The 23,361-nt window shown below is 52.1% G+C and carries 20 protein-coding genes; 11 read left to right on the top strand and 9 right to left on the bottom strand.

Annotated features, from left to right (window positions below; all coding sequences use genetic code 11):
* Window positions 1–38 precede the first annotated feature (38 nt).
* Window positions 39–341 (top strand): putative quinol monooxygenase, encoded by a 303-nt coding sequence (locus OGY33_RS02155; RefSeq protein WP_149607793.1) that lies wholly within the window; start codon window positions 39–41, stop codon window positions 339–341.
* Window positions 342–576: 235 nt separating this feature from the next.
* On the opposite strand, the gene OGY33_RS02150 is transcribed toward OGY33_RS02155, so the two are convergent.
* The 3 genes from OGY33_RS02150 to OGY33_RS02140 form a co-directional block, all read right to left on the bottom strand.
* Complete coding sequence (locus tag OGY33_RS02150) at window positions 577–1,134, bottom strand: hypothetical protein (RefSeq protein ID WP_230319988.1); 558 nt, start codon at window positions 1,132–1,134, stop codon at window positions 577–579.
* A gap of 239 nt (window positions 1,135–1,373) precedes the next feature.
* Window positions 1,374–1,850: a cold-shock protein gene (locus tag OGY33_RS02145; RefSeq protein ID WP_003830914.1), complete on the bottom strand. Its 477-nt coding sequence runs from the start codon at window positions 1,848–1,850 to the stop codon at window positions 1,374–1,376.
* A gap of 86 nt (window positions 1,851–1,936) precedes the next feature.
* Window positions 1,937–2,182 carry a YmjA family protein gene (locus tag OGY33_RS02140; RefSeq protein ID WP_149607794.1) on the bottom strand — a complete coding sequence of 82 codons (246 nt, stop codon included), beginning with the start codon at window positions 2,180–2,182 and terminating at the stop codon, window positions 1,937–1,939.
* 381 nt (window positions 2,183–2,563) lie between these two features.
* Between OGY33_RS02140 and OGY33_RS02135 the strand changes: the two genes are divergently transcribed.
* On the top strand, window positions 2,564–3,340 hold the full coding sequence (locus OGY33_RS02135; protein WP_191238822.1) for an MBL fold metallo-hydrolase: 777 nt from the start codon (window positions 2,564–2,566) through the stop codon (window positions 3,338–3,340).
* Between the two features lie 18 nt (window positions 3,341–3,358).
* Window positions 3,359–4,309, top strand: coding sequence for a GlxA family transcriptional regulator (locus OGY33_RS02130; RefSeq protein ID WP_191238823.1), 951 nt, complete (start codon window positions 3,359–3,361; stop codon window positions 4,307–4,309).
* Here OGY33_RS02130 and OGY33_RS02125 read toward each other — a convergent pair.
* Complete coding sequence (locus OGY33_RS02125) at window positions 4,306–4,914, bottom strand: class I SAM-dependent DNA methyltransferase (RefSeq protein WP_410739384.1); 609 nt, start codon at window positions 4,912–4,914, stop codon at window positions 4,306–4,308. The two genes, OGY33_RS02130 and OGY33_RS02125, sit on opposite strands and share 4 nt — an antisense overlap.
* A gap of 165 nt (window positions 4,915–5,079) precedes the next feature.
* Here OGY33_RS02125 and OGY33_RS02120 point away from each other — a divergent pair, with 165 nt between their 5' ends.
* The 3 genes from OGY33_RS02120 to OGY33_RS02110 all read left to right on the top strand — a co-directional run bounded on the left by OGY33_RS02120 (window position 5,080) and on the right by OGY33_RS02110 (window position 10,672).
* Complete coding sequence (locus OGY33_RS02120) at window positions 5,080–6,162, top strand: LacI family DNA-binding transcriptional regulator (protein ID WP_079935120.1); 1,083 nt, start codon at window positions 5,080–5,082, stop codon at window positions 6,160–6,162.
* A 121-nt stretch (window positions 6,163–6,283) separates the two neighbouring features.
* A complete protein-coding gene (locus tag OGY33_RS02115) occupies window positions 6,284–9,367 on the top strand; it encodes a beta-galactosidase (RefSeq protein WP_191238824.1) in 3,084 nt (1,027 codons plus the stop codon).
* A gap of 51 nt (window positions 9,368–9,418) precedes the next feature.
* Window positions 9,419–10,672: an MFS transporter gene (locus tag OGY33_RS02110; protein WP_048226366.1), complete on the top strand. Its 1,254-nt coding sequence runs from the start codon at window positions 9,419–9,421 to the stop codon at window positions 10,670–10,672.
* A 94-nt stretch (window positions 10,673–10,766) separates the two neighbouring features.
* Here the strand turns inward: OGY33_RS02110 and prpE are convergent, their stop codons facing one another.
* The 4 genes from prpE to prpB all read right to left on the bottom strand — a co-directional run bounded on the left by prpE (window position 10,767) and on the right by prpB (window position 16,317).
* Window positions 10,767–12,653 carry a propionate--CoA ligase gene (prpE, locus tag OGY33_RS02105; RefSeq protein ID WP_128317657.1) on the bottom strand — a complete coding sequence of 629 codons (1,887 nt, stop codon included), beginning with the start codon at window positions 12,651–12,653 and terminating at the stop codon, window positions 10,767–10,769.
* A 40-nt stretch (window positions 12,654–12,693) separates the two neighbouring features.
* A complete protein-coding gene (locus tag OGY33_RS02100) occupies window positions 12,694–14,145 on the bottom strand; it encodes a bifunctional 2-methylcitrate dehydratase/aconitate hydratase (RefSeq protein ID WP_048214832.1) in 1,452 nt (483 codons plus the stop codon).
* 40 nt (window positions 14,146–14,185) lie between these two features.
* On the bottom strand, window positions 14,186–15,355 hold the full coding sequence (gene prpC, locus OGY33_RS02095; protein WP_032942476.1) for a bifunctional 2-methylcitrate synthase/citrate synthase: 1,170 nt from the start codon (window positions 15,353–15,355) through the stop codon (window positions 14,186–14,188).
* A gap of 80 nt (window positions 15,356–15,435) precedes the next feature.
* A complete protein-coding gene (gene prpB / locus OGY33_RS02090) occupies window positions 15,436–16,317 on the bottom strand; it encodes a methylisocitrate lyase (RefSeq protein WP_048226370.1) in 882 nt (293 codons plus the stop codon).
* A 254-nt stretch (window positions 16,318–16,571) separates the two neighbouring features.
* Between prpB and prpR the strand changes: the two genes are divergently transcribed.
* Window positions 16,572–18,182: a propionate catabolism operon regulatory protein PrpR gene (gene prpR, locus OGY33_RS02085; protein ID WP_048226372.1), complete on the top strand. Its 1,611-nt coding sequence runs from the start codon at window positions 16,572–16,574 to the stop codon at window positions 18,180–18,182.
* A 32-nt stretch (window positions 18,183–18,214) separates the two neighbouring features.
* Here prpR and yahO read toward each other — a convergent pair whose 3' ends face one another.
* Window positions 18,215–18,490 carry a DUF1471 family periplasmic protein YahO gene (gene yahO / locus OGY33_RS02080; protein WP_032942474.1) on the bottom strand — a complete coding sequence of 92 codons (276 nt, stop codon included), beginning with the start codon at window positions 18,488–18,490 and terminating at the stop codon, window positions 18,215–18,217.
* 325 nt (window positions 18,491–18,815) lie between these two features.
* Between yahO and OGY33_RS02075 the strand changes: the two genes are divergently transcribed.
* From OGY33_RS02075 to OGY33_RS02060, 4 genes are all read left to right on the top strand, one after another.
* Window positions 18,816–19,448 (top strand): LysE family transporter, encoded by a 633-nt coding sequence (locus tag OGY33_RS02075; protein ID WP_008783857.1) that lies wholly within the window; start codon window positions 18,816–18,818, stop codon window positions 19,446–19,448.
* A 79-nt stretch (window positions 19,449–19,527) separates the two neighbouring features.
* On the top strand, window positions 19,528–20,916 hold the full coding sequence (locus OGY33_RS02070; RefSeq protein WP_048226374.1) for a diguanylate cyclase: 1,389 nt from the start codon (window positions 19,528–19,530) through the stop codon (window positions 20,914–20,916).
* A 220-nt stretch (window positions 20,917–21,136) separates the two neighbouring features.
* Entirely contained in the window at window positions 21,137–22,231 is a 1,095-nt protein-coding gene (locus tag OGY33_RS02065; protein WP_048214839.1) for a 4Fe-4S binding protein, read from the top strand.
* A 183-nt stretch (window positions 22,232–22,414) separates the two neighbouring features.
* The gene (locus tag OGY33_RS02060) at window positions 22,415–22,924 is read left to right on the top strand and encodes a hypothetical protein (RefSeq protein WP_262411185.1); all 510 of its coding nucleotides are present in this window, start codon (window positions 22,415–22,417) and stop codon (window positions 22,922–22,924) included.
* Window positions 22,925–23,361 lie beyond the last annotated feature (437 nt).

Genomic DNA, 23,361 nt, shown 5'->3' with positions numbered 1-23,361 from the left:
ATTACATAGTGTGCATTCGTTTTCTGCCAGGAGGCTGCATGTTAAAGGTCATTGCTGAGGATTTCATCAAACCTGAGTATATTGAAACTGTTCTCCCGTTGTATCGGGAGCTAATATCGGCAACGAAGAAAGAACTGCACTGCATTGCTTACGACCTCTATATTGATGAAAAAGATCCGGGCCATTTTATTTTTATCGAAGAATGGCCAAACCACGCGGCTCTCGATGAACATTGTGCCAGCGAGCATTTCCAGCGACTTGTACCATTAATCGATCAATACACTCGCCAGGAAGCACGTTACATACTGATGGATGACGTGGTAAATCCGGCTGTCTCGTGATAATGAAGAAAGTACTGGGATTACTGTTAATTATGTTTTTGGCAGGATGCTCAACACCAGGAAAGAAAGTCTTTTACTTCACTGGTCGCTGAGGGCTTAAAGCCTCTTCGAAAGAGGCTTTAAGCTTTGCAACAATGCATCACACTGATTACAAAGCGGAATCATCACTGTTCCAGCTGTATTATTATTTAGAGTTTATACTCCATTATTACTGTTTCAGATATTAAGCGCATTTTTACGAGGCCATTTTCATCGCGGCACCAATAACTGCCATACACATACTGCTCGCAAGTAAAACAATAAACCAATATATATAATTATTAAACTTTGTAAATAACCAGATAAACCTAAGTAATGACAATGCAGCAATAGAAATAGAAGACACAAACATTGTAAATATATAAATACCAGAAATTATCCATCCTGCTTCTTCGTAAATACTCTTCATTGTAAAAATAAGGATAGATAAGTAAAATGCTGATAAAGCAAGCCCGCTCAGAAAATCATAATAATCTATGTATGTGATGTTTTTATCTTTCTGCGGAAGAGCTATAAACTTTTCAAGTTTCTCATTGTCTACTCGTGACAAAAACCGATTAATTAGCGGAGTAAACATCACTAAAATCATCACCAAATGAATGAATAGTAAAGAAAGTTTAATTCTGTCATCAACCGATTCATTCTGTGGCCAGATAGATATTATTTCATAATCCATTTTTGCAAGGAGAAAAAAGCAAATGGCCGATGGTACATATTCAGAAGATATAGCTTTCCATATTTTTTTAAAAATCACTTATATTACCCCATTAGTTATATCGGTGAATCACTATTAGTTAACCGTGCTACTAATCTGCAAATAGTTGGCGATCATATTTATTTAATACGGATAATATATACCTATTCAGAAACGGATTGCTACCTACTAATTTTATCACTACATACCTGAATCACGTAAATTACACATATCAAAAAAAAACCGAAACCCGCTCCTGAAAAGAGCAACGTTCCGGTTTTTATTCAGTCCGAAGGGTTTCAGACTTTAAGCAGTTTCACCGTCGCGTCGATGTCGATTTCATCTTCCGAGAAGATCAGCGTCGTGCCCTGGAAGGTAGTGATGGCCAGCTTTTTCAGTGTGCGCATTTCACCAGGCTTCACGTCTGATTTCGGTCGGATGCTGTTCATCAGCACGCCGACAGACAGCACAGCATTTTCTTTGTCGATACGGGTCTCTACAGGGACTTCTTCGCTGTAGACCAGGAATGACTTGATCGAGGTGAGCTTCAGACGCTCGCCTGCGATATAGATGTACTTGCTGTCTGGTATGACTTTTACCGCGTAGGCAGACAAGCCTTTGTTGTTGGTGGTGGGCTCAAAAGTCACCGCCGCGTCTTTCTTGATCAGCTCAGGATTAGCAACCTTAATCACATGAAAATAGCGGTTGTCGCCGTTTTCATCTTTGATAAATCCAAAGCCTTTATCTTTAAACCACGTTGTGATTGTTCCGTTCATTGCTGTTTCCGCCTGATTAAACCTATTACTCGTAGAGTATACCTACTCAATTTGCGCGCAGTGTAAAACACAGGCCATGTCTTTGGCTACTCGTTACCCCAACGATTGAGGAACTCCGCAATATCATCGATACGCTGAGCGTCGACACCTGCCACGGTAGCCATCTCCTGCTGCGCTTCTTCGCTGATCTCTTCGTTGCTCATCAAACGGGTGATCAACTGCTGGAAGTAGTGCGCCAGCGCGTCACGTTCTGTGTCGCTCACCGGCTTTGCGGCCTCGGTCGCGTACTCGTCGGCAATATCATAATATTTTAGCGGAATGTCGTTGTTCATCAGTTGCTCCGGGGTAAAGGCATGTGCCAGCAGTTGCCTGCCGCGTCTGGTGTGAATGATAGCATTCTTATTTCATGGTTCGCGATCTGTTTTATTGGTCACTATGCATTACATATATCAATAATGTTTTCCGGCACCACTTCGCATTTAATAAACCTTCCGTATTTAAATAACAGCATTCTTATTCAGTTCGATATAATGGCTGATTATTAAATAACGAGCCACCAAGGAAATATTAAATTACTTTAATTCTAATTACATTATCGACATCTGTAATCCGCAGTTGGCCCAATCCCATCGCTAGTCGCCCATTTGCCCACATTCATCTTCTGGACAACACTCTACGATGACACCACTGACCCAACACGTGGAGCAAACACCATGAACATCACGCAAATCCGTAACGCTACGCAGCACATCACTTTTGGTGGCAAAACCTTTCTGATCGACCCTATGCTGGCGGCAAAAGGTACTTATCCGGGCTTTGCCGGTACGGCACGCGCCGAGATCCGCAACCCGACCGTTGATCTGCCTGTCGATATCGACACCCTGCTCAACGTTGATGCGCTGATCGTGACCCATCTGCATGAAGACCACTGGGATGAAGCCGCGGCTCGTGTCGTGCCGAAAGACAAACCGATTTATGTGCAAAACGATCGCGATGCGCAGGTACTGCGGGAACAAGGTTTCACGCAACTGACCGTACTGACGCAAAACACTGCGCTTGGTGATCTCACCCTGCGTAAAACCGGCGGCCAGCACGGTTCGGATCGCGCTTACGCCGTCCCGCAAATGGCTGAACGTCTGGGTGATGCCTGCGGAGTTATCTTCCAGCATCCGGCGGAAAAAACGCTGTATCTGGTCGGGGACACCATCTGGCGCGACGAGGTGGAAACCAACATGCGGACTTTCCAGCCAGGCGTGGTCATTCTGAACGCAGGCTTTGCTCACGTTATCGGGTTTGGCTCAATTATCATGGGCGCGGAAGATGTGCTAAAAACCCACTTCACGCTGCCCGAAGCACAAATTGTGGCGACCCACATGGAGGCGATTAACCACTGTCTGCTGACCCGCGCGGCCTTGAAAGAGTACGCCTGCGACAACCAGATTGCGCAATTTGTTAACGTGCCGGAAGATGGCGAAACCCTGACGTTTTAAACTCCACAGAGGACTCGTATGCAACCGCTTAACGTCGCCATTGTTGCCGTGGAAGATTTCAGCCCGTTTCACTTCTCGGTGCCGTGCATTATTTTCAGTGACAAAGTGACGGCGAAAAAGCGTTTTGAGGTGCAACTGTGCGCCGAACAGCCGGGCATCGTTTCCTCGCAGGATGGCTTCTCCATTCACGCAGCCTACGGCTATGAAGCGGTGGAGGCCGCCGACATTGTGGTGATCCCCTGGTGGGGTACCACGGCACATCGGCCACCACAAAGCCTGCTTGATGCGCTCAATCGTGCGCGACAAAACGGCGCGCAGATTGTTGGGTTATGCCTGGGTGCGTTTGTTCTCGGCTACGCCGGTCTGCTGGATGGCAAACGGGCGGCTACGCACTGGGAGTTCGAGCAGGATTTTCAGTCCCGCTTTCCGGCAGCTCATCTGGATATTAACGCGCTGTACGTGGATGACGACGGTATTATTACCTCGGCAGGCACCGCCGCCGCGCTGGATTGCTGTTTGTACGTGATCCGCCAGCGTTTTGGCAGCACGGTGGCGAATCAGATTGCCCGACGGATGATTGTGCCGCCACATCGCGAGGGCGGCCAGGCACAGTTTATCGAGCAACCGGTGGCGAAAAATACCAAAGATCAGCGCATCAACGTCCTGCTCGACTATTTGCGCCAGCATCTCCATGAACCGCATAATCTTGACGAGCTGGCGCAACGGGTGATGATGAGCCGTCGCACCCTCACCCGTCATTTTATGAAGGCTACAGGGTCAAGCGTGGCCGAATGGTTGATTGCCGAGCGCCTGCGCCGTAGCCAGACGTTGCTGGAGTCCAGCCAGTTACCCGTTGAACGCATCGCCGAACAGGTTGGTTTTCAGTCGCCCGTCACCTGGCGCCAGCATTTTAAATCCCACTTTGGCGTTAGCCCGGCTGAATGGCGTAAAACCTTTCGCGGCGATTAGCCTCTTTTTTGCGCCAGCCAGATGGTGTGCCCGGTGCATTGCGGATCTTCCATCACCATCTCGACCACCGCAAAACCGTGTGCTGACAGCAGTGTGCGGTATTCATCCGGCGCGAGGCTGGCGTGAAACAGCGGCTCACCTTCAAATTGCCCCATCGCGATGCCGTTGTCCGTACCGCTGGTAAACATCAGCGCACTACCGGGATGGCTGAGGCGGTCAAAAATCGGGAACATCTTTTGCTGGTCCTGCTGAGTTAAATGGAAAAAGCTGTCCCAGGCGATCAGTCCATCGAAAGTCTCATTGAGTGCCAACTCGCGCATATCCTGTTCCAGCCAGCGCTGTGCGGGAAAAGTGTTTCGGGCCCGCGTCAGCATCGCCGGGGAACCATCAACGCCGGTAAGCTGAAAACCTTGCTGGATAAAATAACCGGCGATCGGCTGACCGTTGCCGCAGCCAATATCCACAATGCTGCCCTGCCCGCCCATCACGGAAATAAATTTATCGAGCCAGCTTTTCTCGAACAAGGTGCGCGAGCGCTGGCTGGCAAAAGCATCCGCATGGCGTCGGTAGATGGACAGAATATTTTTTGCCGCAGAATCGCGCACAATGTCCTCACTTTTTTCTTCTGTTAGGTATAACGCCGATAAATCCTTCAGCACGCTATCCTCAAACCCTGGAATGCGCCTCGCAGAACCCATGCGCAAATACCCCAAAACCGTCCCGCTGTGGCATCATAGCGCACAGATAACGTCATTACAGGGGTGATAAACGTGAAACCGGTAACGCTATACGATGTGGCAGACCATGCAGGTGTCTCTTACCAGACCGTCTCTCGCGTCGTGAACCAGGCCAGCCACGTTTCCGCAAAAACCCGACAGAAAGTTGAGGCCGCGATGGCGGAACTCAATTACATCCCTAACCGCGTTGCACAGCAGCTGGCTGGCAAACAGACGCCACTGATTGGCGTTGTGACGGCAAACCTAGCTCTGCATGCCCCCTCACAAATCGTTGCTGCCATAAAATCCCGCGCCGACCATTCCGGTGCCAGCGTGGTGATCGCCATGGTCGAGCGCAGCGGCGTTGAGTCCTGTAAAGCCGCGGTCCACAATCTGCTTTCTCAACGCGTAACCGGGCTTATCATCAACTATCCGCTGGATGAAGAAGATGCCATTGCCGTGGCCGCTGCCTGCGGTACGGTGCCGGTGCTGTTTCTCGATGTCTCTGACCTGACGCCAATTAACAGCGTGATTTTCTCTCATGACGACGGCGCGCGCCTTGGCGTTGAACATCTGGTGCAGCACGGACATCAACGGATCGCCCTGCTGAGCGGGCCGCACACTTCCGTTTCGGCAAGGCTTCGGCATGCGGGCTGGCACAAGTATCTGGCACATTACCAGCTACAACCCGTTGTGGAGCTGGAAGGCGACTGGAGCGCGATGTCTGGTTTTCAGCAAACGATGCACATGCTGAATAACGGTAACCTCCCTACCGCCATGCTGGTCGCTAACGATCAAATGGCGCTGGGCGCGATGCGGGCAATCAGCGAGTTCGGTCTGCGGGTTGCAGTGGATATATCGGTAATTGGCTACGATGACACCGAAGACAGCGCCTGTTACATCCCACCGCTGACCACCATCAGGCAGGATTTTCCGTTGCTGGGTGAAACCAGCGTCGACAGGCTATTGCAACTCCCCCGTGGCGGCTCCAGCGTGGGTAACCAACTGCTTCCCGTCACCCTGGTCAAGCGCAAAACGGTTCTGCCTCCCGATACGCAAACCACCACTCCCCAGGCGCTGGCTGATTCACTGATCCAGCTGGCGCGGCAAGTTTCTCAGCTCACACCCAAATTGTGAACGCATAACAATTGTGTGAGTCAGTTCACTTATTGAACGCCCCATCCTTTACAGCAAGGAGCGCTTGTTCGTATTTTGATTGAAATTGTGAGCGAGTAACAAATTCAAACAGGATACCGTTATGAACCTGAACACAGATTCACTCTCAGCTGTTCTGGCCCGCCGCGACTGGGAAAATCCCGGCGTCACGCAGCTCAACCGGCTGGAAGCACATCCGCCATTCTGTAGCTGGCGCTCAGCGGATGATGCACGTACCAATCAGCGTTCGAGTCAGTTACGCGCGCTGAATGGACAGTGGCAATTTGCCTGGTTTGCCGCGCCGGAGGCTGTGCCAGAAAGCTGGCTGACAAGCGATCTGCCACAGACAGACACCGTCAACGTCCCCTCTAACTGGCAGATGGACGGTTATGATGCGCCAATTTATACCAACGTCACCTACCCAATCCCGGTGAATCCTCCGTACGTTCCGGCACAGAACCCGACAGGATGTTACTCGCTCACATTTAATATCGAAGACGCGTGGTTAGAGGAAGGGCAGACGCGCATTATTTTTGACGGCGTGAACTCCGCGTTTCATCTGTGGTGCAACGGTCGCTGGGTCGGCTACGGTCAGGATAGCCGTCTACCGTCTGAGTTTGATCTTAGCGATTATCTGCTGCGCGGCGAAAACCGTCTGGCTGTGATGGTGCTGCGCTGGAGCGACGGCAGCTATCTGGAAGACCAGGACATGTGGCGCATGAGCGGTATTTTTCGCGATGTCTCCCTGCTGCATAAGCCCACTACGCAAATCCGCGACCTGCGCATTAATACCCGTTTTAATGACAACTTCAGCCGCGCCACGCTGGAAGCGGAAGTCAGAGTGGGTGGCAACGAGAGCGAAGATTTACGCGTCACCCTGCAATTGTGGGAAGGTGAAACGCTCACCCGCGAAACGACCTCGCCGCTCGGCAGTGAGATCATTGATGAACGCGGCGCTTATCATGACCGGGTGACTCTGCGTCTGAACGTCGAAAAACCGGCTCTGTGGAGTGCCGAAACACCCAATCTGTACCGCGCCGTTGTGCAGTTACACACCGCAGGCGGAGTACTGATTGAAGCGGAAGCCTGTGACGTTGGTTTTCGTCAGGTTTGTATCGAAAACGGCCTGTTGCTGTTAAACGGCAAGCCGCTGTTGATTCGCGGTACCAACCGCCATGAGCACCATCCGGTCAACGGCCAGGTGATGGATGAGGCGACGATGGTGCAGGACATCATCCTGATGAAGCAGAATAACTTCAACGCCGTGCGCTGTTCCCATTACCCGAACCATCCGCTGTGGTACACCCTGTGCGATCGTTACGGCCTGTATGTAGTCGACGAAGCCAACATTGAAACCCACGGCATGGTGCCGATGAATCGCCTCACCGACGATCCCGCATGGTTGCCTGCCATGAGCCAGCGCGTCACGCGCATGGTGCAGCGCGATCGCAACCACCCGAGCATTATTATCTGGTCACTGGGCAATGAATCCGGCCATGGCGTCAATCACGACGCGCTCTACCGCTGGATAAAATCAGAAGATCCGTCACGTCCGGTGCAGTACGAGGGCGGTGGAGCTGATACTGCCGCCACCGACATTATTTGCCCGATGTACGCCCGCGTCGATCAGGATCAGCCCTTCCCCGCAGTACCCAAATGGTCGATTAAAAAGTGGCTGTCTATGCCCGGCGAACAGCGTCCGCTGATCCTTTGTGAATACGCCCACGCTATGGGCAACAGCTTTGGCGGCTTCGCCAAATACTGGCAAGCGTTCCGTCAGTATCCGCGCCTGCAGGGCGGATTTGTCTGGGACTGGGTGGATCAGTCGCTGACCAAATATGATGAGAACGGCAAAACATGGTCAGCCTACGGTGGCGATTTTGGCGACACGCCTAACGATCGTCAGTTTTGCATGAACGGACTGGTGTTCGCCGATCGCACTCCGCATCCGGCGTTATATGAGGCCAAACATGAACAGCAGTTTTTCCAGTTCACGTTACTGCCGGGTGCTGAACGCCAGATTGAAGTGACCAGCGAATATCTGTTCCGCCGCAGCGATAACGAAGTTCTGCACTGGTCGATTGCCCTGGACGGCAACCCGCTGGCCGCCGGAGAAATCGTTCTGGATATCGCCCCACAGGGCCACCAGGTGATTACCCTGCCGAACGTTCCGATGCCGGACACCGCAGGCGAACTGTGGTTGACGGTGCGCGTAGAGCAGCCTCAGGCAACCGCATGGTCAGAAGCCGGGCATATCAGCGCCTGGCAACAGTGGAAGCTGGAAGAGAAGCTCAGCCTGGTACGTCTATCACGCGGCAGCAGCGCACCACAGCTGGATGTTAGTGAGAGCAATTTTACCGTGGTGGCCAACAACACACGCTGGCAATTCGATCGTCAGTCCGGCCTGCTAACACAATACTGGATTAGCGATGAAGCCCAGTTGGTAAGCCCGCTTACTGACCAGTTCACCCGCGCGCCGCTGGACAACGACATCGGCGTGAGCGAGTCAACCCGCATCGACCCTAACGCCTGGGTTGAACGCTGGAAGGCCGCCGGTCACTATCAGGCTGAAGCAACGTTACTGCACTGTGCTGCCGATACGCTGAGCAGTGCGGCACTGATCACCACCGAACATGCGTGGCAGTATCGGGGCGAAACGCTGTTCGTCAGCCGAAAAAGCTATCGTATTGACGGTAATGGTGAAATGCAGATAACGGTGGATGTCGACGTTGCCAGCGGTACGCCGCATCCGGCCCGCATCGGCCTGAGCTGCCAGCTGGCGCAGGTTGCGGAGCGAGTGAACTGGTTAGGTCTTGGCCCGCATGAGAACTACCCGGACCGTCTGGGCGCCGCCTGTTTCGATCGCTGGGATCTGTCGCTTGATGAGATGTACACCCCGTATGTTTTCCCGAGCGAAAACGGTCTGCGCTGCGGCACGCGCGAACTGTACTACGGTGCGCACCAGTGGCGCGGAGACTTCCAGTTCAACATCAGCCGCTTTAGCCAGCAGCAACTGATGGAAACCAGCCACCGCCATCTGCTGCAACCTGAGGCAGGCACCTGGCTCAATATTGATGGCTTCCATATGGGCGTCGGCGGCGATGATTCGTGGAGTCCTTCCGTGTCGCCGGAATTCCAGCTGAGCGCCGGACGCTACCACTTCCGGTTCGTCTGGGGCCAAAAATAATAATATAAGCAGGGCAGGTTGATACCTGCCCGCATTTATAGGAAGTCTGTTATGTATTATTTAAAAAACACTAACTTTTGGATGTTCGGCTTTTTCTTCTTCTTTTACTTTTTTATTATGGGTGCGTATTTCCCCTTCTTCCCTATCTGGTTACACGATGTAAACCATATCAGTAAAGGCGATACCGGCATCATCTTCGCCTGTATCTCACTGTTTTCTTTGTTATTCCAACCAATTTTCGGACTACTGTCCGATAAGCTTGGCCTGCGTAAACATCTGCTGTGGGTAATTACCGGCATGCTGGTAATGTTTGCCCCGTTCTTTATTTACGTATTTGGTCCGTTATTACAGGTTAATATTTTACTGGGTTCAATTGTCGGCGGGATTTACCTTGGCTTTATTTACAATGCCGGTGCCCCAGCGATTGAAGCCTATATTGAAAAAGCCAGCCGCAGAAGCAACTTTGAATTTGGTCGCGCGCGCATGTTTGGCTGCGTGGGCTGGGCGCTGTGCGCCTCGATTGCCGGAATTATGTTCACCATCAATAACCAATTCGTCTTCTGGTTAGGCTCTGGCTGTGCGGTCATTCTGGCATTGCTGCTGTTATTTTCAAAAACAGATGCTCCCTCTTCTGCAAAAGTCGCGGATGCGGTAGGCGCCAATAACTCGGCATTCAGCCTGAAGCTGGCGCTGGAGTTATTTAAACAACCGAAACTTTGGTTCCTCTCCCTGTATGTGGTCGGCGTTTCCTGTACTTACGATGTGTTTGACCAGCAGTTCGCCAACTTCTTTACCTCATTCTTTGCCACCGGCGAACAGGGTACCCGCGTGTTTGGCTACGTCACGACGATGGGAGAATTACTCAACGCCTCTATCATGTTCTTTGCACCGCTGATTGTGAACCGCATTGGCGGAAAGAACGCCCTGCTGCTGGCCGGTACGATTATGTCGGTAAGGATTATTGGCTCGTCATTCGCCACCACTGCACTGGAGGTCGTTATTCTCAAAACGCTGCATATGTTTGAGATACCGTTCCTGATCGTCGGCTGCTTCAAATACATCACCAGCCAGTTCGAAGTACGTTTCTCGGCCACGATTTATCTGGTGTGTTTCTGTTTCTTCAAACAGTTAGCCATGATTTTCATGTCAGTTCTGGCCGGGAAAATGTATGAGAGTATTGGTTTCCAGGGAGCTTATCTGGTGCTGGGGATTATTGCGCTGAGCTTCACGCTGATTTCCGTATTTACCCTTAGCGGTCCGGGGCCGTTTTCCCTGCGGCGTCGTCGCGAAAGCGTCGCGCTGTAAAAGCCTCTTTGCCGGATGCACCACTCACGTGGTTTATCCGGCCTACGATACTAAAAGGCCCGGTAAGCATTGCGCCACCGGGCATCACACGATGTTACTCTTCGATCGCCTGACGGATTTGCTGCAACGACGCGGGATCGTCAATGGTCGTTAGATCGCCAGGATCGCGGCCTTCACAGATCGCCTGGATCGTCCGTCTGAGCATTTTGCCAGAGCGCGTTTTCGGCAACTGCGATACAAACCAGACATGCGCCGGGCGGCCAAAATTACCAATCTGACTGTCCACCAGCGCCATAATCGCCTTCTCTTCCGAATGTGCGATGTCGCGATCTTCAAGGCTGTCGCTCTGTTTCGGAATGACAAACGCGACCGCTACCTGCCCCTTCAGTGCGTCCTTCACGCCGACTACAGCCACTTCGGCAACGTTCGGATAGCTGGAAATACTCTCCTCTATCTCACGCGTCCCCAACCGATGCCCGGCCACGTTGATGACATCATCCGTACGGCCAAGGATGAAGTAATAGCCGTCCGCATCGCGAATACCCCAGTCAAAGGTGGCGTACACCTGACGAGAAAACAGCGACCAGTAGGTATTCACAAACCGCGCGTCATCACCCCAGATAGTCTGGATACAGCCCGGCGGCAGCGGCCCTTCAATCACCAGCATGCCCTTTTCATTCGCTTCGCAGGGCTCACCGGTTACCTCATTGAGCAACTGCACGTTATATCCGTACATCGGCACGCCCGGGCTACCCAGCCGCGACGGGCGGTCGTCCAGCCCGCGGGCGATCGCCATAATCGGCCAACCGGATTCAGTCTGCCAGTAGTTGTCGATAACCGGGACGCCCAGCGTTTCCGTTACCCAACTGGCGGTCGGTTCGTCCAGCGGTTCCCCGGCCAGATACAGCACCTCCAGCGAGGAGAGATCGTGATTGCGGATTTGCGCGGTCGGGAATTTCTTCAGCACGCGGATGGCGGTTGGGGCGGAGAACATCCGGCTGACCTGATACTTCTCAACAATTTTCCACCAAACGCCACAGTCTGGATACGTTGGCAGCCCTTCGTACACCACCGTCGCCATCCCCGCCAGCAGTGGGGCATACACGATATACGAATGCCCAACCACCCAGCCGATGTCCGACGCGCAGAAGAACACACCGCCCGCTTTACCGCCGAAAATAGTGTCCATTGAAGTCGCCAGCGCGACCGCGTAGCCACCAACGTCACGCTGGACGCCCTTCGGTTTACCGGTTGTCCCGGAGGTATAGAGAATGCAGGAGGTTTCATTCGATTCCAGCCACGTCACCGGCACCCGCGCGCCAAGATGCTGTTGGCGCAGCGCGGCAAAGTCGAGGTCTCGCCCCTCTACCCGCGCCATTTTCGCCAGACCGCGATCGACCAATACCACATGACGCGGCTGGTGCTGCGCCTGACTGATTGCATCATCGAGCAGCTTTTTATACGGCAGGATCTTGCCCCCGCGCGCGCCGGCATCCGCCGAAACGATAATCACCGGTTGGGCGTCGTCGATGCGTGCCGCCACGCTGTGCGAGGCAAAGCCACCGAACACCACCGAATGGATCGCCCCAATGCGCGCGCAGGCCAGCAGCGTAATGTGCGCCTCGGCGATCATCGGCATATAAACCAGTACCCGATCGCCACGCTGTACGCCCAGCGACAGCAACATTGCCGCCGCCACGTTCACTTCGTCGTACAGCTGACGAAAGGTAAAGGTACGTTCTTCTTCGGTTTCCGATGACACCGCAATCAGCGCCAGCGCCTCAGGCTGTTTCTCCACCCAGCGGTCGATGGCGTTATGACACAAATTGGTCTTGCCGCCGCAAAACCAGCGGGCAAACGGCGGGTTGCTGTGATCCAGCACCTGCGTATACGGCTGCTGCCAGTCAATACGCTGGGCCTGTTCGGCCCAAAACGACTCCGGCTGCGTAATAGAACGTTGATAAAACTCGCTATAAGACATAATGCTCTCCTGTTGAACTTACGCCTTGCCGCACGCAGGTTTAGATTACATAAAGGTCCATATACTCATTGACCGGCATCTGCTCCAGGCGGGCTCTGTCCAGGGAGACATCCAGGATGCGCTGCTGCTGACGGGTCGGGAACTGACGCGCCAGGTTAATTTTGAACTTCTCGACCAGCTTCGGCATACCGTCGTTACGACGGCGCGCGTGGCCAATTGGGTATTCCACTACCACTTCTTCAAAGCGTGAGCCGTCGGTGAATTCAAGCGTGATGGCATTCGCGATGGCGCGTTTTTCAGGGTCGTGGTAATCGGCAGTAAAGGCCGGATCTTCGAAGCAGTTAATCTTTTCACGCAGTGCATCAATGCGTTTATCCTGCGCCACGCCGTCTTCGTAATCTGCCGCCGTTAAGCGTCCGAACAGCAGCGGGATAGCCACCATGTACTGGATGCAGTGGTCACGATCCGCCGGGTTATTCAACGGGCCTTTTTTATCGATGATGCGGATACAGGCTTCGTGCGTACGAATGGTCACTTTTTCGATATCGGCAGCGGTCTTACCTGCAGCCTGTAACTGCTCGTACAGCGTCATCGCCGCTTCTACCGCGGTCTGCGAGTGGAACTCTGCCGGGAAGGAAATTTTAAACAACACGTTTTCCATCACGTACGAACCGTACGGGCGCTGGAAGCGGAAAGATTCGCCTTTGAAAGAGACATCATAGAAGCCCCAGGTTTTCGCCGTCAGTGCAGATGGATATCCCATTTCACCGGTTTTCGCCATCAGCGCCAGACGCACAGCACGTGAGGTGGCATCGCCAGCCGCCCAGGATTTACGCGTGCCGGTATTCGGCGCATGACGATAGGTACGCAGCGACTGACCGTCGACCCACGCCAGCGAGACGGCGTTGAGAATTTCATCGCGGTTAAGGCCGAGCATCTCGGCAACCACCGCCGTGGAAGCGACTTTTACCAGCAGGACGTGATCCAGACCGACGCGGTTGAAGGAGTTTTCCAGCGCGATACAGCCCTGAATTTCATGGGCTTTAATCATTCCGGTTAACACTTTTTTCATGGTTAACGGCGCTTTACCCACCGCCACCGCATTGCGCGACAGCCAGTCAGCCGTCGCCAGAATACCGCCGAGGTTATCGGAAGGATGGCCCCATTCTGCGGCCAGCCACGTGTCGTTAAAGTCCAGCCAGCGGATCATCGCACCGATGTTAAACGCCGCCTGCACCGGATCGAGCTGGAACTGGGTACCCGGTACGCGCACACCGTTCGGGACGACGGTACCCGGTACAACCGGCCCCAGCAGTTTTTTACAGGCCGGATATTCCAGCGCTTCCAGGCCACAGCCAAGGGTATCAAGCAGGCAATAATGCGCGGTGTCATACGCCACCTTCGAGGTGATCTCGTAGTTCATGACATAATCAACGATATCAACGATTTCACGGTCAAATTCAGGGCGGACGTTCGAAATATGTGCAGACATAGGGTACATTTCCTGTTTTTTTATCTTTAGAGGTTTTGCATTAGCAACGTTTTTCAATCGGGACAAATTCGCGATCTTCCGGGCCGGTATAGTTGGCGGAAGGACGGATAATTTTGTTGTCCTGGCGCTGTTCGATGATGTGCGCCGCCCAGCCAGTGACGCGGGCGATAACGAACAGCGGTGTGAACATTTCAGTGGGGACGCCCATCATGTTGTAAGAGACTGCCGAGAACCAGTCGAGGTTAGGGAACATCTTTTTCGTTTCCCACATCACCTCTTCCAGACGGTCGGCAATGTTGTACATTTTCAGCGAACCGCCCTCCTGAGAAAGCTGTTTCGCCACACGCTTGATCACCTGATGGCGCGGGTCGGCGATGGTGTAAACCGGGTGACCAAAGCCAATCACCACTTCTTTGTTTTCAACGCGTTTACGGATATCCGCTTCGGCTTCATCCGGCGTTTCGTAGCGCTGCTGAATTTCCAGCGACACTTCATTCGCGCCGCCGTGTTTCGGCCCACGCAGTGCGCCAATCGCGCCGATAATCGCGGAGTACATATCAGAGCCAGTTCCCGCAATCACACGCCCTGTGAAGGTGGAAGCGTTAAATTCGTGCTCGGCGTACAGCACCAGCGAAATGTGCATCGCCTTTTCCCAGCTTTGTGATGGCTTTTCACCATGCAGCAAATGCAGGAAGTGACCGCCAATAGAATCATCATCGGTCTCCGGCTGAATACGCTCGCCGTTATGGCTGTAGTGATACCAGTACAGGAGGATAGAACTGAGCGATGCCAGCAGTTTGTCGGCAATATCGCGTGCGCCGGAGACGGTATGTCCTTCTTTTTCCGGCAGCGTACAACCCAGCGCGGAAACACCAGTGCGCATCACGTCCATCGGATGCGAGGCGGCAGGCAGCGCTTCCAGTACGGTACGCACGTTAGCGGGCAATCCGCGCAGCGCTTTCAATTTGCTTTTATAGGCGGTGAGCTCATCGCGGGTGGGTAATTTCCCGTGAATCAACAGATGCGCAACTTCTTCAAATTCACACTGTTGCGCCAGGTCAAGAATATCGTAGCCACGATAGTGCAGATCGTTACCGCTTTTACCCACGGTACATAAGGCAGTATTTCCGGCAGCGACGCCTGACAGCGCAACCGATTTTTTGGGTTTAATGACATGGGTACTATTTTGCAGGATCGTTGTGTCGCTCATGTTGTCCTCGTCATTATTGTAATATGTAGGGTACTAATTTATTGCCGGATGGCGGCTACGCCTTATCCGGCCTACGACGGTTACTTTTTTGTGTACAACGCGTCGAGTTTCTCTTCGAACTGGTAGTAATTGATGCTTTCGTACAGCTCGTTGCGCGTCTGCATAATGTCGATAACGTTCTTTTGCGTACCTTCCTGACGCAGCACGTTGTAAACCTTCTCCGCCGCGCGGTTCATGGCGCGGAAAGCTGACAGCGGGTATAGCGCCATCGCAACGTTCGCGCTGCGCAGTTCATCGGTGGTAAACAGCGGTGTGGCGCCAAACTCAGTAATGTTGGCGAGAATTGGTACCTGTACCGCATCGGCAAACTGGCGGTACATCTCAAGTTCGGTAATGGCTTCCGGGAACAGCATGTCAGCGCCCGCTTCGACATACGCCTGGGCACGATCGATGGCAGCCTCTAACCCTTCCACCGCCAGTGCATCGGTCCGCGCCATAATCACAAAGTTGGGATCGGTGCGCGCATCAACGGCTGCGCGGATCCTGTCGACCATCTCTTCTTTCGAGACGATCGCCTTGTTCGGGCGATGACCGCAGCGCTTGGCGCCGATCTGATCTTCAATATGCAGCGCAGCAGCACCCGCTTTGGAAATCGACTTGACGGTACGCGCCACGTTGAATGCAGACGATCCAAAACCAATATCCGCATCCACCAGCAATGGCAGCGGGCAAACATCCGTAATGCGACGAATATCAGTCAGCACATCATCAAGGGTAGAAATGCCGAGATCCGGCAGCCCCAGCGACCCCGCAGCGACACCGCCGCCGGAGAGATAAATCGCTTGATACCCGGCACGTTGAGCCAGCAGAGCGTGGTTGGCGTTGATGGTGCCAACGATTTGTAATGGGTTTTCTTTAGTGAGCGCAGCGCGAAACGCCAGCCCTGGGGAGTGTAGAGACATATCCCGTCCTCTTGTTATCAACTTGTTATCGTTCGTTGATGTTTCTAAAGCAAGGGGTATGCCAGGGAGCTTATTTTCTCTTCAATTTAATTTTTTATCTTTTAAAACAATACATTAAATCCAATACTCCTATTTTTGTTGCACAAAAGCGTGTCAGCTATCGTTTCATGAAACGTTCCTTCACGTTTCATTGCAACATTTATGAAACACAACTAAACCCTAATACTCGGTTCCTTACTTTTTTTGGGTTAGTTATGGCAGATACACATCTACCGCCGCGTGTGAACGACGACAAACCGGTTATCTGGACAGTCTCAGTCACCCGCCTGTTTGAACTGTTTCGCGACATCAGTCTGGAGTTCGACCACCTGGCGACCATCACCCCCATTCAGCTTGGTTTCGAAAAAGCGGTGGCCTATATCCGTAAGAAGCTGGCTACCGAGCGTTGCGATGCCATCATTGCGGCGGGCTCCAACGGCGCATATCTGAAAAGCCGTTTATCGATTCCGGTGATCCTGATTAAACCCAGCGGATTCGACGTGCTACAGGCGCTGGCAAAAGCGGGAAAACTCACCTCGTCGATTGGCGTCATTACCTATCAGGAACCCCTCCCGGCGCTTCTCGCGTTTCAAAAAACCTTCAATTTGCAGCTTGAACAGCGCAGCTATATCACCGAGGAAGATGCTCGTGGGCAAATCAACGAGCTGAAGGCTGGCGGTACACAAGCGGTAGTTGGTGCGGGGTTGATTACCGATCTGGCAGAAGAAGCAGGCATGACCGGCATCTTTATCTATTCGGCGGCCACCGTGCGCCAGGCCTTTGTCGATGCGTTGGATATGACCCGCTTGACATTACGCAGAAACGGTCAGTACGCCTCTGGCGATACGTTGCGCACTCGCTACGCGCTCGGAGATATGCGCGGTCACTCTGCGCAGATGGAACAGGTACGGCACACCATTATGCTGTACGCCCGTTCGCGTGCGCCGGTCCTCATTCAGGGCGAAACAGGAACGGGTAAAGAGCTGGCCGCACAGGCCATTCACCGTGAGTTTTTCACCCGTCAGGAGAATCGGCGCGGTAAACCCTCACCGCCGTTTGTTGCCGTCAACTGCGGGGCAATCACCGAGTCATTGCTGGAAGCGGAGCTGTTCGGCTATGAGGATGGCGCCTTTACCGGCTCTCGCCGAGGGGGGCGCGCGGGCCTGTTTGAAATCGCTCACGGCGGAACCCTGTTTCTTGACGAGATAGGCGAGATGCCGCTGCCGTTACAAACCCGACTGCTGCGTGTGCTCGAAGAAAAAGAGGTCACCCGGGTGGGCGGACATCAACCGATTCCGGTCGATGTCCGGGTGATTAGCGCCACGCACTGTAATCTGGAGCAGGAGATGAAACAGGGGGAGTTTCGTACCGATCTGTTTTATCGCCTGAGCATTTTACGCCTCAAGCTGCCGCCGCTACGCGAGCGGTTGCCCGATATCCTGCCACTGGCGGAAGGCTTTTTAAAACAGTCGCTGGCGGAACTGGACGTGCCGTTTTCTGAGCCTGTTCGCAAGGGGCTGGGGTTAAGTCAGCCGACGTTGCTGAATTATGGCTGGCCGGGGAATATCCGCGAACTGCGTAATATGATGGAGCGCCTGGCACTGTTTTTAAGCGTCGAACCGCAGCCAGAGCTGAACGTAGATTTTTTACAGCAGCTGTTACCGGAACTGTCAGTTGTTACCACTACACCGCACATATCATCATCACTGACGCCACAGCAGGTGCTGGCACAATTTGATGGTGACAAAACTGCCGCCGCGCGGTACCTCGGAATTAGCAGAACCACGTTCTGGCGCAGATTAAAAGAAAACCCGCCGGTACAATGACCGACGGGTGTCGTATTTTTTACAGCTACACGTTATTTTTTCTTGTAAATATTCGCTGTGCCATGGATTTTGTTATCCGTTTGGCCGGAGGTTAATACCACCACGTCAGCACCTTTCTCTTCAGCTTTCTTCAGAAGGTCTTCTTTAGCATCCGAAGTAGAGACTTCATTACTCGTTGAAATATCACCGATTTTTGTATACTGAGACTCAACCTTTTCAAACTCAACCTTCGTCATAAATTCCGCGGCGTACGCGTTGGTCACAACAAAAGCTAACGCACCAATAAGTACTTTAATTCCAGTTTTCATATAAAAGCTCCAGATTTTGTTATATATGCCATCATCGCCCCCTGAACATTCGACATGCGAGTCAAGGATGATTAATAAGTAGTTCAGCCTGGCAAAAAGATCCAGAGCAGGCGGAAATATAAAGAGATTTTGCGAATCGTTGATAACAGAAAACCTGCGCCGCCGCGTTATCTGACGCGCCAGGTTTGCACAAAATAATCTATGAAGTCATTTGCAAATCTCAGCGCGTTTCACTGCGCAGTGTGAGTGAATACGCAGAATGATGAACACACTAAAATTATAGTGTTAGCTGTCACTTAAGCGCTTACTAATGGAAATGTTGTCTATGGAACCTCTGCACGCCGTCGTTCTTACCATCAGCCTCTTTGTTTTAACCTTTTTTAACCCCGGCGCAAATCTGTTCGTGGTAGTACAAACTAGCCTGGCATCCGGACGACGCGCAGGTGTGATGACCGGTCTGGGTGTTGCCTTGGGTGATGCGTTTTACTCCGGCCTTGGGCTTTTTGGTATGGCAACGCTAATCACCCAGTGTGAAGAGATATTTTCATTGATTAAGATTGTCGGCGGCGCCTATCTGCTGTGGTTTGCCTGGAACAGCATCCGCCATCAGGCCACGCCGCAAATGCCCACGCTACAGCAACCGCTTTCCGCCCCCTGGTATGTGTTTTTCCGCCGTGGATTACTAACGGATTTATCAAACCCGCAAACCGTGCTGTTTTTCATTAGTATCTTCTCGGTCACCTTAAGCGCAGACACACCTACGTGGGCCAGACTGATGGCCTGGGCAGGCATTGTGTTGTCTTCCGTTATCTGGCGTATATTTCTCAGCCAGGCATTTTCTTTGCCTGCCGTGCGACGGGCGTATGGTCGTATCCAACGTGTTGCCAGCCGGGTGATTGGCGCAATAATAGGTGTTTTCGCGCTAAGACTTATTTATGAAGGTATTAGCCATCGATAAGAGAGTTTAACTTGACCATCGTGAGGTAATTGTCCGTAATACCGCCTGAATTTTTAATCGCAGGTTGAGTGGCAGTGAGATGGAACAGGTTGAACCGGTAAACGACACATTACTCCTTACAGAATGGCAGGCGCTGATACGACAAACATCGCCTGAAGTTCACATGCTCCTCACATCGTTAAGCGATGAAGAGATCCGCCATTTAGTGACCGTTTTTTATGACTATATGCTCTCCCATGCCCAGAGCGCATTGTTCCTTAATACAGAACAGGTCAGTACCCGCCTCAGTGGTAGTATGTTTGACTGGTTACGCAGCGTGCTCGGCAGCGCGCACGAAGATCTACCGCAGTTGCTGGCCAAACAACGCAAAATTGGCGTGGTGCATGCCCGTATCGGTCTGCCCATCGATCTGGTAAACCGCGGCGCGCGCAAGCTCAAGGATGAGCTGTATCGGGTATTGAAAACCAAAGCTGACGACTCGTCTTCCCTGCTGAGCAATGCTATCTGTTTCAGCAGTCTGGCAATGGATACTGCGCTGGAGGCCATGACCGTCTCTTATTCCCCAAGCCACCAAAACTCCCTGCATACGCAGGAGCAGTATCGCCTGCAGACCATTTACGATGACGTTAACGTCGAACGCGAACGACAAATTCGCTCATTTACCGACTGGGAAAATCAGTTTATCTATAACATCGCCATCGGTATGCCTTTCGGTGAGATGGTATTTCTGGCAAATTCTGATTTTGGTATGTGGTTCTCGCATAAAGGAAAACACATTCTCGGCAACAGCAATCTGTTGAATGAAATGGAATCGCTGATAGCAGAGATCGACAACCGCATGACGACCACCCTGTCACCTCAGCATCAGCCAACAGAACCTGAGAGGATGAGCCTGTTGCAGGATGTCCGCCAGCTATCGGCAAAAATCCATTTCCTGCTCGCCTCAATGTTTGACGCACTGGTTAAACAGGAAAATGGTAAAGACTCGCTGACCCAGTTACTTAACCGCCGCTTTATTCCAACCATCATGCGGCGTGAGATTTCGTTAGCGTTACATGCGCGGAAGCCTTTTAGCCTGGCGATGCTGGATATCGACTACTTTAAGCAAATTAACGATAACTTCGGGCATAATACCGGCGATCTGACGCTCAAAAACGTCGCAGCGGTCATTTATGATCATATCCGTAGCAGCGATTACGTGTTCCGCTACGGTGGTGAAGAATTTATGATCCTGCTCGTCGAGTCAGACAAGTCGCAGGCCAGTATCATTCTCGAAACGCTGCGTATGAAGATTGCCGGGATGTGCATGGCGGCATCGGCGGCAGAATCATTTTCTATTACCGTCAGCATTGGCATCGCCGAATATGACTATCACCCCGACTATAAACAGTTGGTTGATAAAGCCGATCGCGCGCTTTATCTGGCGAAAAGTAATGGCCGCGATCGCATAGAGGTATATCAGGAATAATCTTCTCCGCCACAGAGAAATAAATACCCCGTTCAGGGTATTTATCTGATCGGCGATAAATACCGAGCTGTTATTTTTATTCAAGCCTATTTGCGTGATAAAAATAACAGCCACATAATAAGATGCAAATCAAATACACCAAATCTGAATAGCGCTAGCATATCCCGGTGATGACGCCTTCTGAATGCAGAAGGGGAAATATGAGGGATAGTATAAAACCATGAACGGGAAGAAGAGAACACGCTGGCAGCGCCGTCCTGGCACGATCGGAGGCAAGCTACCGTGGAATGACTGGCGCAATGCCAGCAGCTGGCGAAAAGCCACCCAGTTTCTCCTGCTGGCTATTAATATTTATATTGGCGTAACGTTCTATTACTGGGTCCGCTATTTCGAAACCGCCGGCACCAGCGTCTATATTCCAAGGCCTGGCGGTATTGAGGGATGGCTACCAATCGCGGGTTTGATGAATATCCGCTATACGCTGGAGACTGGTTTTCTTCCGCCTATCCATGCCGCCTCCATGCTGCTGTTAGTTGCGTTTATCCTGATTAGTTTGTTGTTAAAAAAAGCCTTCTGTTCGTGGCTATGCCCGGTGGGCACGCTGTCCGAACTGCTCGGCAATCTGGGGAAAAAAGTATTTGGTCGCAACTTCACGCTGCCGCGCTGGCTGGATATCCCGCTGCTCAGTCTGAAGTATCTGTTGCTGAGTTTCTTTTTGTATATCGCCCTGTCGATGCCTGCGCAGGGGATTCAGTATTTTCTAATGTCGGCCTATGGCATGATTATCGACGTAAAGATGCTCGATTTCTTTCGCCATATTGGCCCCGCTACGCTCATCTTTGTTGTCGTTATCAGCGTCCTGAGCCTGTTTATTCGCAATGCCTGGTGCCGCTATCTGTGCCCTTATGGTGCGCTGCTCGGCCTGTTCTCGCTGCTCTCACCGTTTAAAATCCGCCGTAACGCAGACAGCTGCATCGACTGCGGAAAATGCGCGAAAAACTGCCCGTCGAATATCCAGGTCGACAGACTGATTCAGGTGCGTACCGTGGAATGCACTGGCTGCATGACCTGCGTTGAATCCTGCCCGGTGGCCTCAACGCTGAGCTTTTCACTGCAAACACCGCCGGGGGCGCAAGACAACGGTAAACCGTTATGGCGACAGAAGACGCTATCAGGTGTTGCCATGACGCTACTGGTGCTTGGCATTTTGTTTGCCACCATTGGTTATGCCGTTTATGCCAATGTCTGGGATACACCAGTGCCTGATCATATGTATTTCCAGCTGATCCCGAAGGCAAAGATGATCGGCCATTAATTTTTTTATCAGTATGTTCAAAACCCTGCCAATTCTGGCAGGGTTTCCCGCCTGTCCTGCCATTTTAAGACAATTGAACTTGTGCCATCGCGCTCTCGTTTATACAACCTTAAATATCATCTGTAATAATTTTTCTATTTTGTTATGGGCGACTGGGATCAAAATAATGAACGGGATAACATCATGACTAAAATAAAACTGGCACTGCTATTACCTCTGTTTATGGCAGGTTGTACGATGAATGACGGGGAATTAAGAAACGCTTACGCTCAGCATTATCAGCAACCTACCGCTTATGTAGATGCTTATAAACAGAAAATAGCCAGTATGGATATTCATGCGCTGGCCCAATATGCCGCCGCAGAAGATAAGAAAAAAATGCGCGGGCAGCCAAGACTAAAAATCGACGAATTTATTACCATTGAGAACGTGCAGGCGAAAGGAAATCGGGTGGTCTACGATTACTCACTGTCCGAAAGCTGGCTGGCGCTGTCCGCAGATAAACAGCGCGAGAAGCAGACCAATATGAATAAAGACCTGATCTACCGTACCTGCTCGCTGGAAACGGTACGTCTGGCGCAGGCAAAAGGGCTGGAAGAAGAGCATAACTATTACAGCCAGTACCCAGACAAAGTCGCCTTTACGCTGAGAACCAGCGCGCAGATTTGTCTGCAGAACGGTTTTACAAAATAACCGCAATCCACTATGCCTGATGCGCTGCGCTTATCAGGCCTACGATTTGCACGCTGCCGTAGGCCGGATAAGGCGCCAGCGCGCAGATTTGTATGCAGATCGGTTTTACAAAATAACCGCAATCACAATGCCTGATGCGCTGCGCTTATCAGGCCTACGGTTTGCACGCTGCCGTAGGCCGGATAAGGCGCCAGCGCGCAGATTTGTCTGCAGAACGGTTTTACACAATAGCCGCAATCACAATGCCTGATGCGCTGTGCTTATCAGGCCTACGATTTACACGCTACCGTAGGCCGGATAAGGCGCCAGCGCGCAGATTTGTCTGCAGAACGGTTTTACACAATAACCGCAATCACAATGCCTGATGCGCTGCGCTTATCAGGCCTACGATTTGCACGCTGCCGTAGGCCGGATAAGGCGCCAGCGCGCAGATTTGT

Source organism: Citrobacter sp. Cpo032 (assembly GCF_030332975.1).
Classification (GTDB): Bacteria; Pseudomonadota; Gammaproteobacteria; order Enterobacterales; family Enterobacteriaceae; genus Citrobacter; species Citrobacter portucalensis.
The sequence above is the reverse complement of the archived record's forward strand: the minus strand, read 5'-3'. Positions and strand labels throughout refer to the sequence as shown.

What these genes read in the sequence shown, in the direction of transcription:
- OGY33_RS02155 (WP_149607793.1), top strand. Translation starts at nt 39, where the DNA reads ATGTTAAAGGTCATTGCTGAGGATTTCATCAAACCTGAGTATATTGAA.
- OGY33_RS02145 (WP_003830914.1), bottom strand. Translation starts at nt 1,850, where the DNA reads ATGAACGGAACAATCACAACGTGGTTTAAAGATAAAGGCTTTGGATTT.
- OGY33_RS02140 (WP_149607794.1), bottom strand. Translation starts at nt 2,182, where the DNA reads ATGAACAACGACATTCCGCTAAAATATTATGATATTGCCGACGAGTAC.
- OGY33_RS02135 (WP_191238822.1), top strand. Translation starts at nt 2,564, where the DNA reads ATGAACATCACGCAAATCCGTAACGCTACGCAGCACATCACTTTTGGT.
- OGY33_RS02130 (WP_191238823.1), top strand. Translation starts at nt 3,359, where the DNA reads ATGCAACCGCTTAACGTCGCCATTGTTGCCGTGGAAGATTTCAGCCCG.
- OGY33_RS02115 (WP_191238824.1), top strand. Translation starts at nt 6,284, where the DNA reads ATGAACCTGAACACAGATTCACTCTCAGCTGTTCTGGCCCGCCGCGAC.
- OGY33_RS02110 (WP_048226366.1), top strand. Translation starts at nt 9,419, where the DNA reads ATGTATTATTTAAAAAACACTAACTTTTGGATGTTCGGCTTTTTCTTC.
- prpE (WP_128317657.1), bottom strand. Translation starts at nt 12,653, where the DNA reads ATGTCTTATAGCGAGTTTTATCAACGTTCTATTACGCAGCCGGAGTCG.
- OGY33_RS02100 (WP_048214832.1), bottom strand. Translation starts at nt 14,145, where the DNA reads ATGTCTGCACATATTTCGAACGTCCGCCCTGAATTTGACCGTGAAATC.
- prpC (WP_032942476.1), bottom strand. Translation starts at nt 15,355, where the DNA reads ATGAGCGACACAACGATCCTGCAAAATAGTACCCATGTCATTAAACCC.
- prpB (WP_048226370.1), bottom strand. Translation starts at nt 16,317, where the DNA reads ATGTCTCTACACTCCCCAGGGCTGGCGTTTCGCGCTGCGCTCACTAAA.
- prpR (WP_048226372.1), top strand. Translation starts at nt 16,572, where the DNA reads ATGGCAGATACACATCTACCGCCGCGTGTGAACGACGACAAACCGGTT.
- yahO (WP_032942474.1), bottom strand. Translation starts at nt 18,490, where the DNA reads ATGAAAACTGGAATTAAAGTACTTATTGGTGCGTTAGCTTTTGTTGTG.
- OGY33_RS02075 (WP_008783857.1), top strand. Translation starts at nt 18,816, where the DNA reads ATGGAACCTCTGCACGCCGTCGTTCTTACCATCAGCCTCTTTGTTTTA.
- OGY33_RS02070 (WP_048226374.1), top strand. Translation starts at nt 19,528, where the DNA reads ATGGAACAGGTTGAACCGGTAAACGACACATTACTCCTTACAGAATGG.
- OGY33_RS02065 (WP_048214839.1), top strand. Translation starts at nt 21,137, where the DNA reads ATGAACGGGAAGAAGAGAACACGCTGGCAGCGCCGTCCTGGCACGATC.
- OGY33_RS02060 (WP_262411185.1), top strand. Translation starts at nt 22,415, where the DNA reads ATGACTAAAATAAAACTGGCACTGCTATTACCTCTGTTTATGGCAGGT.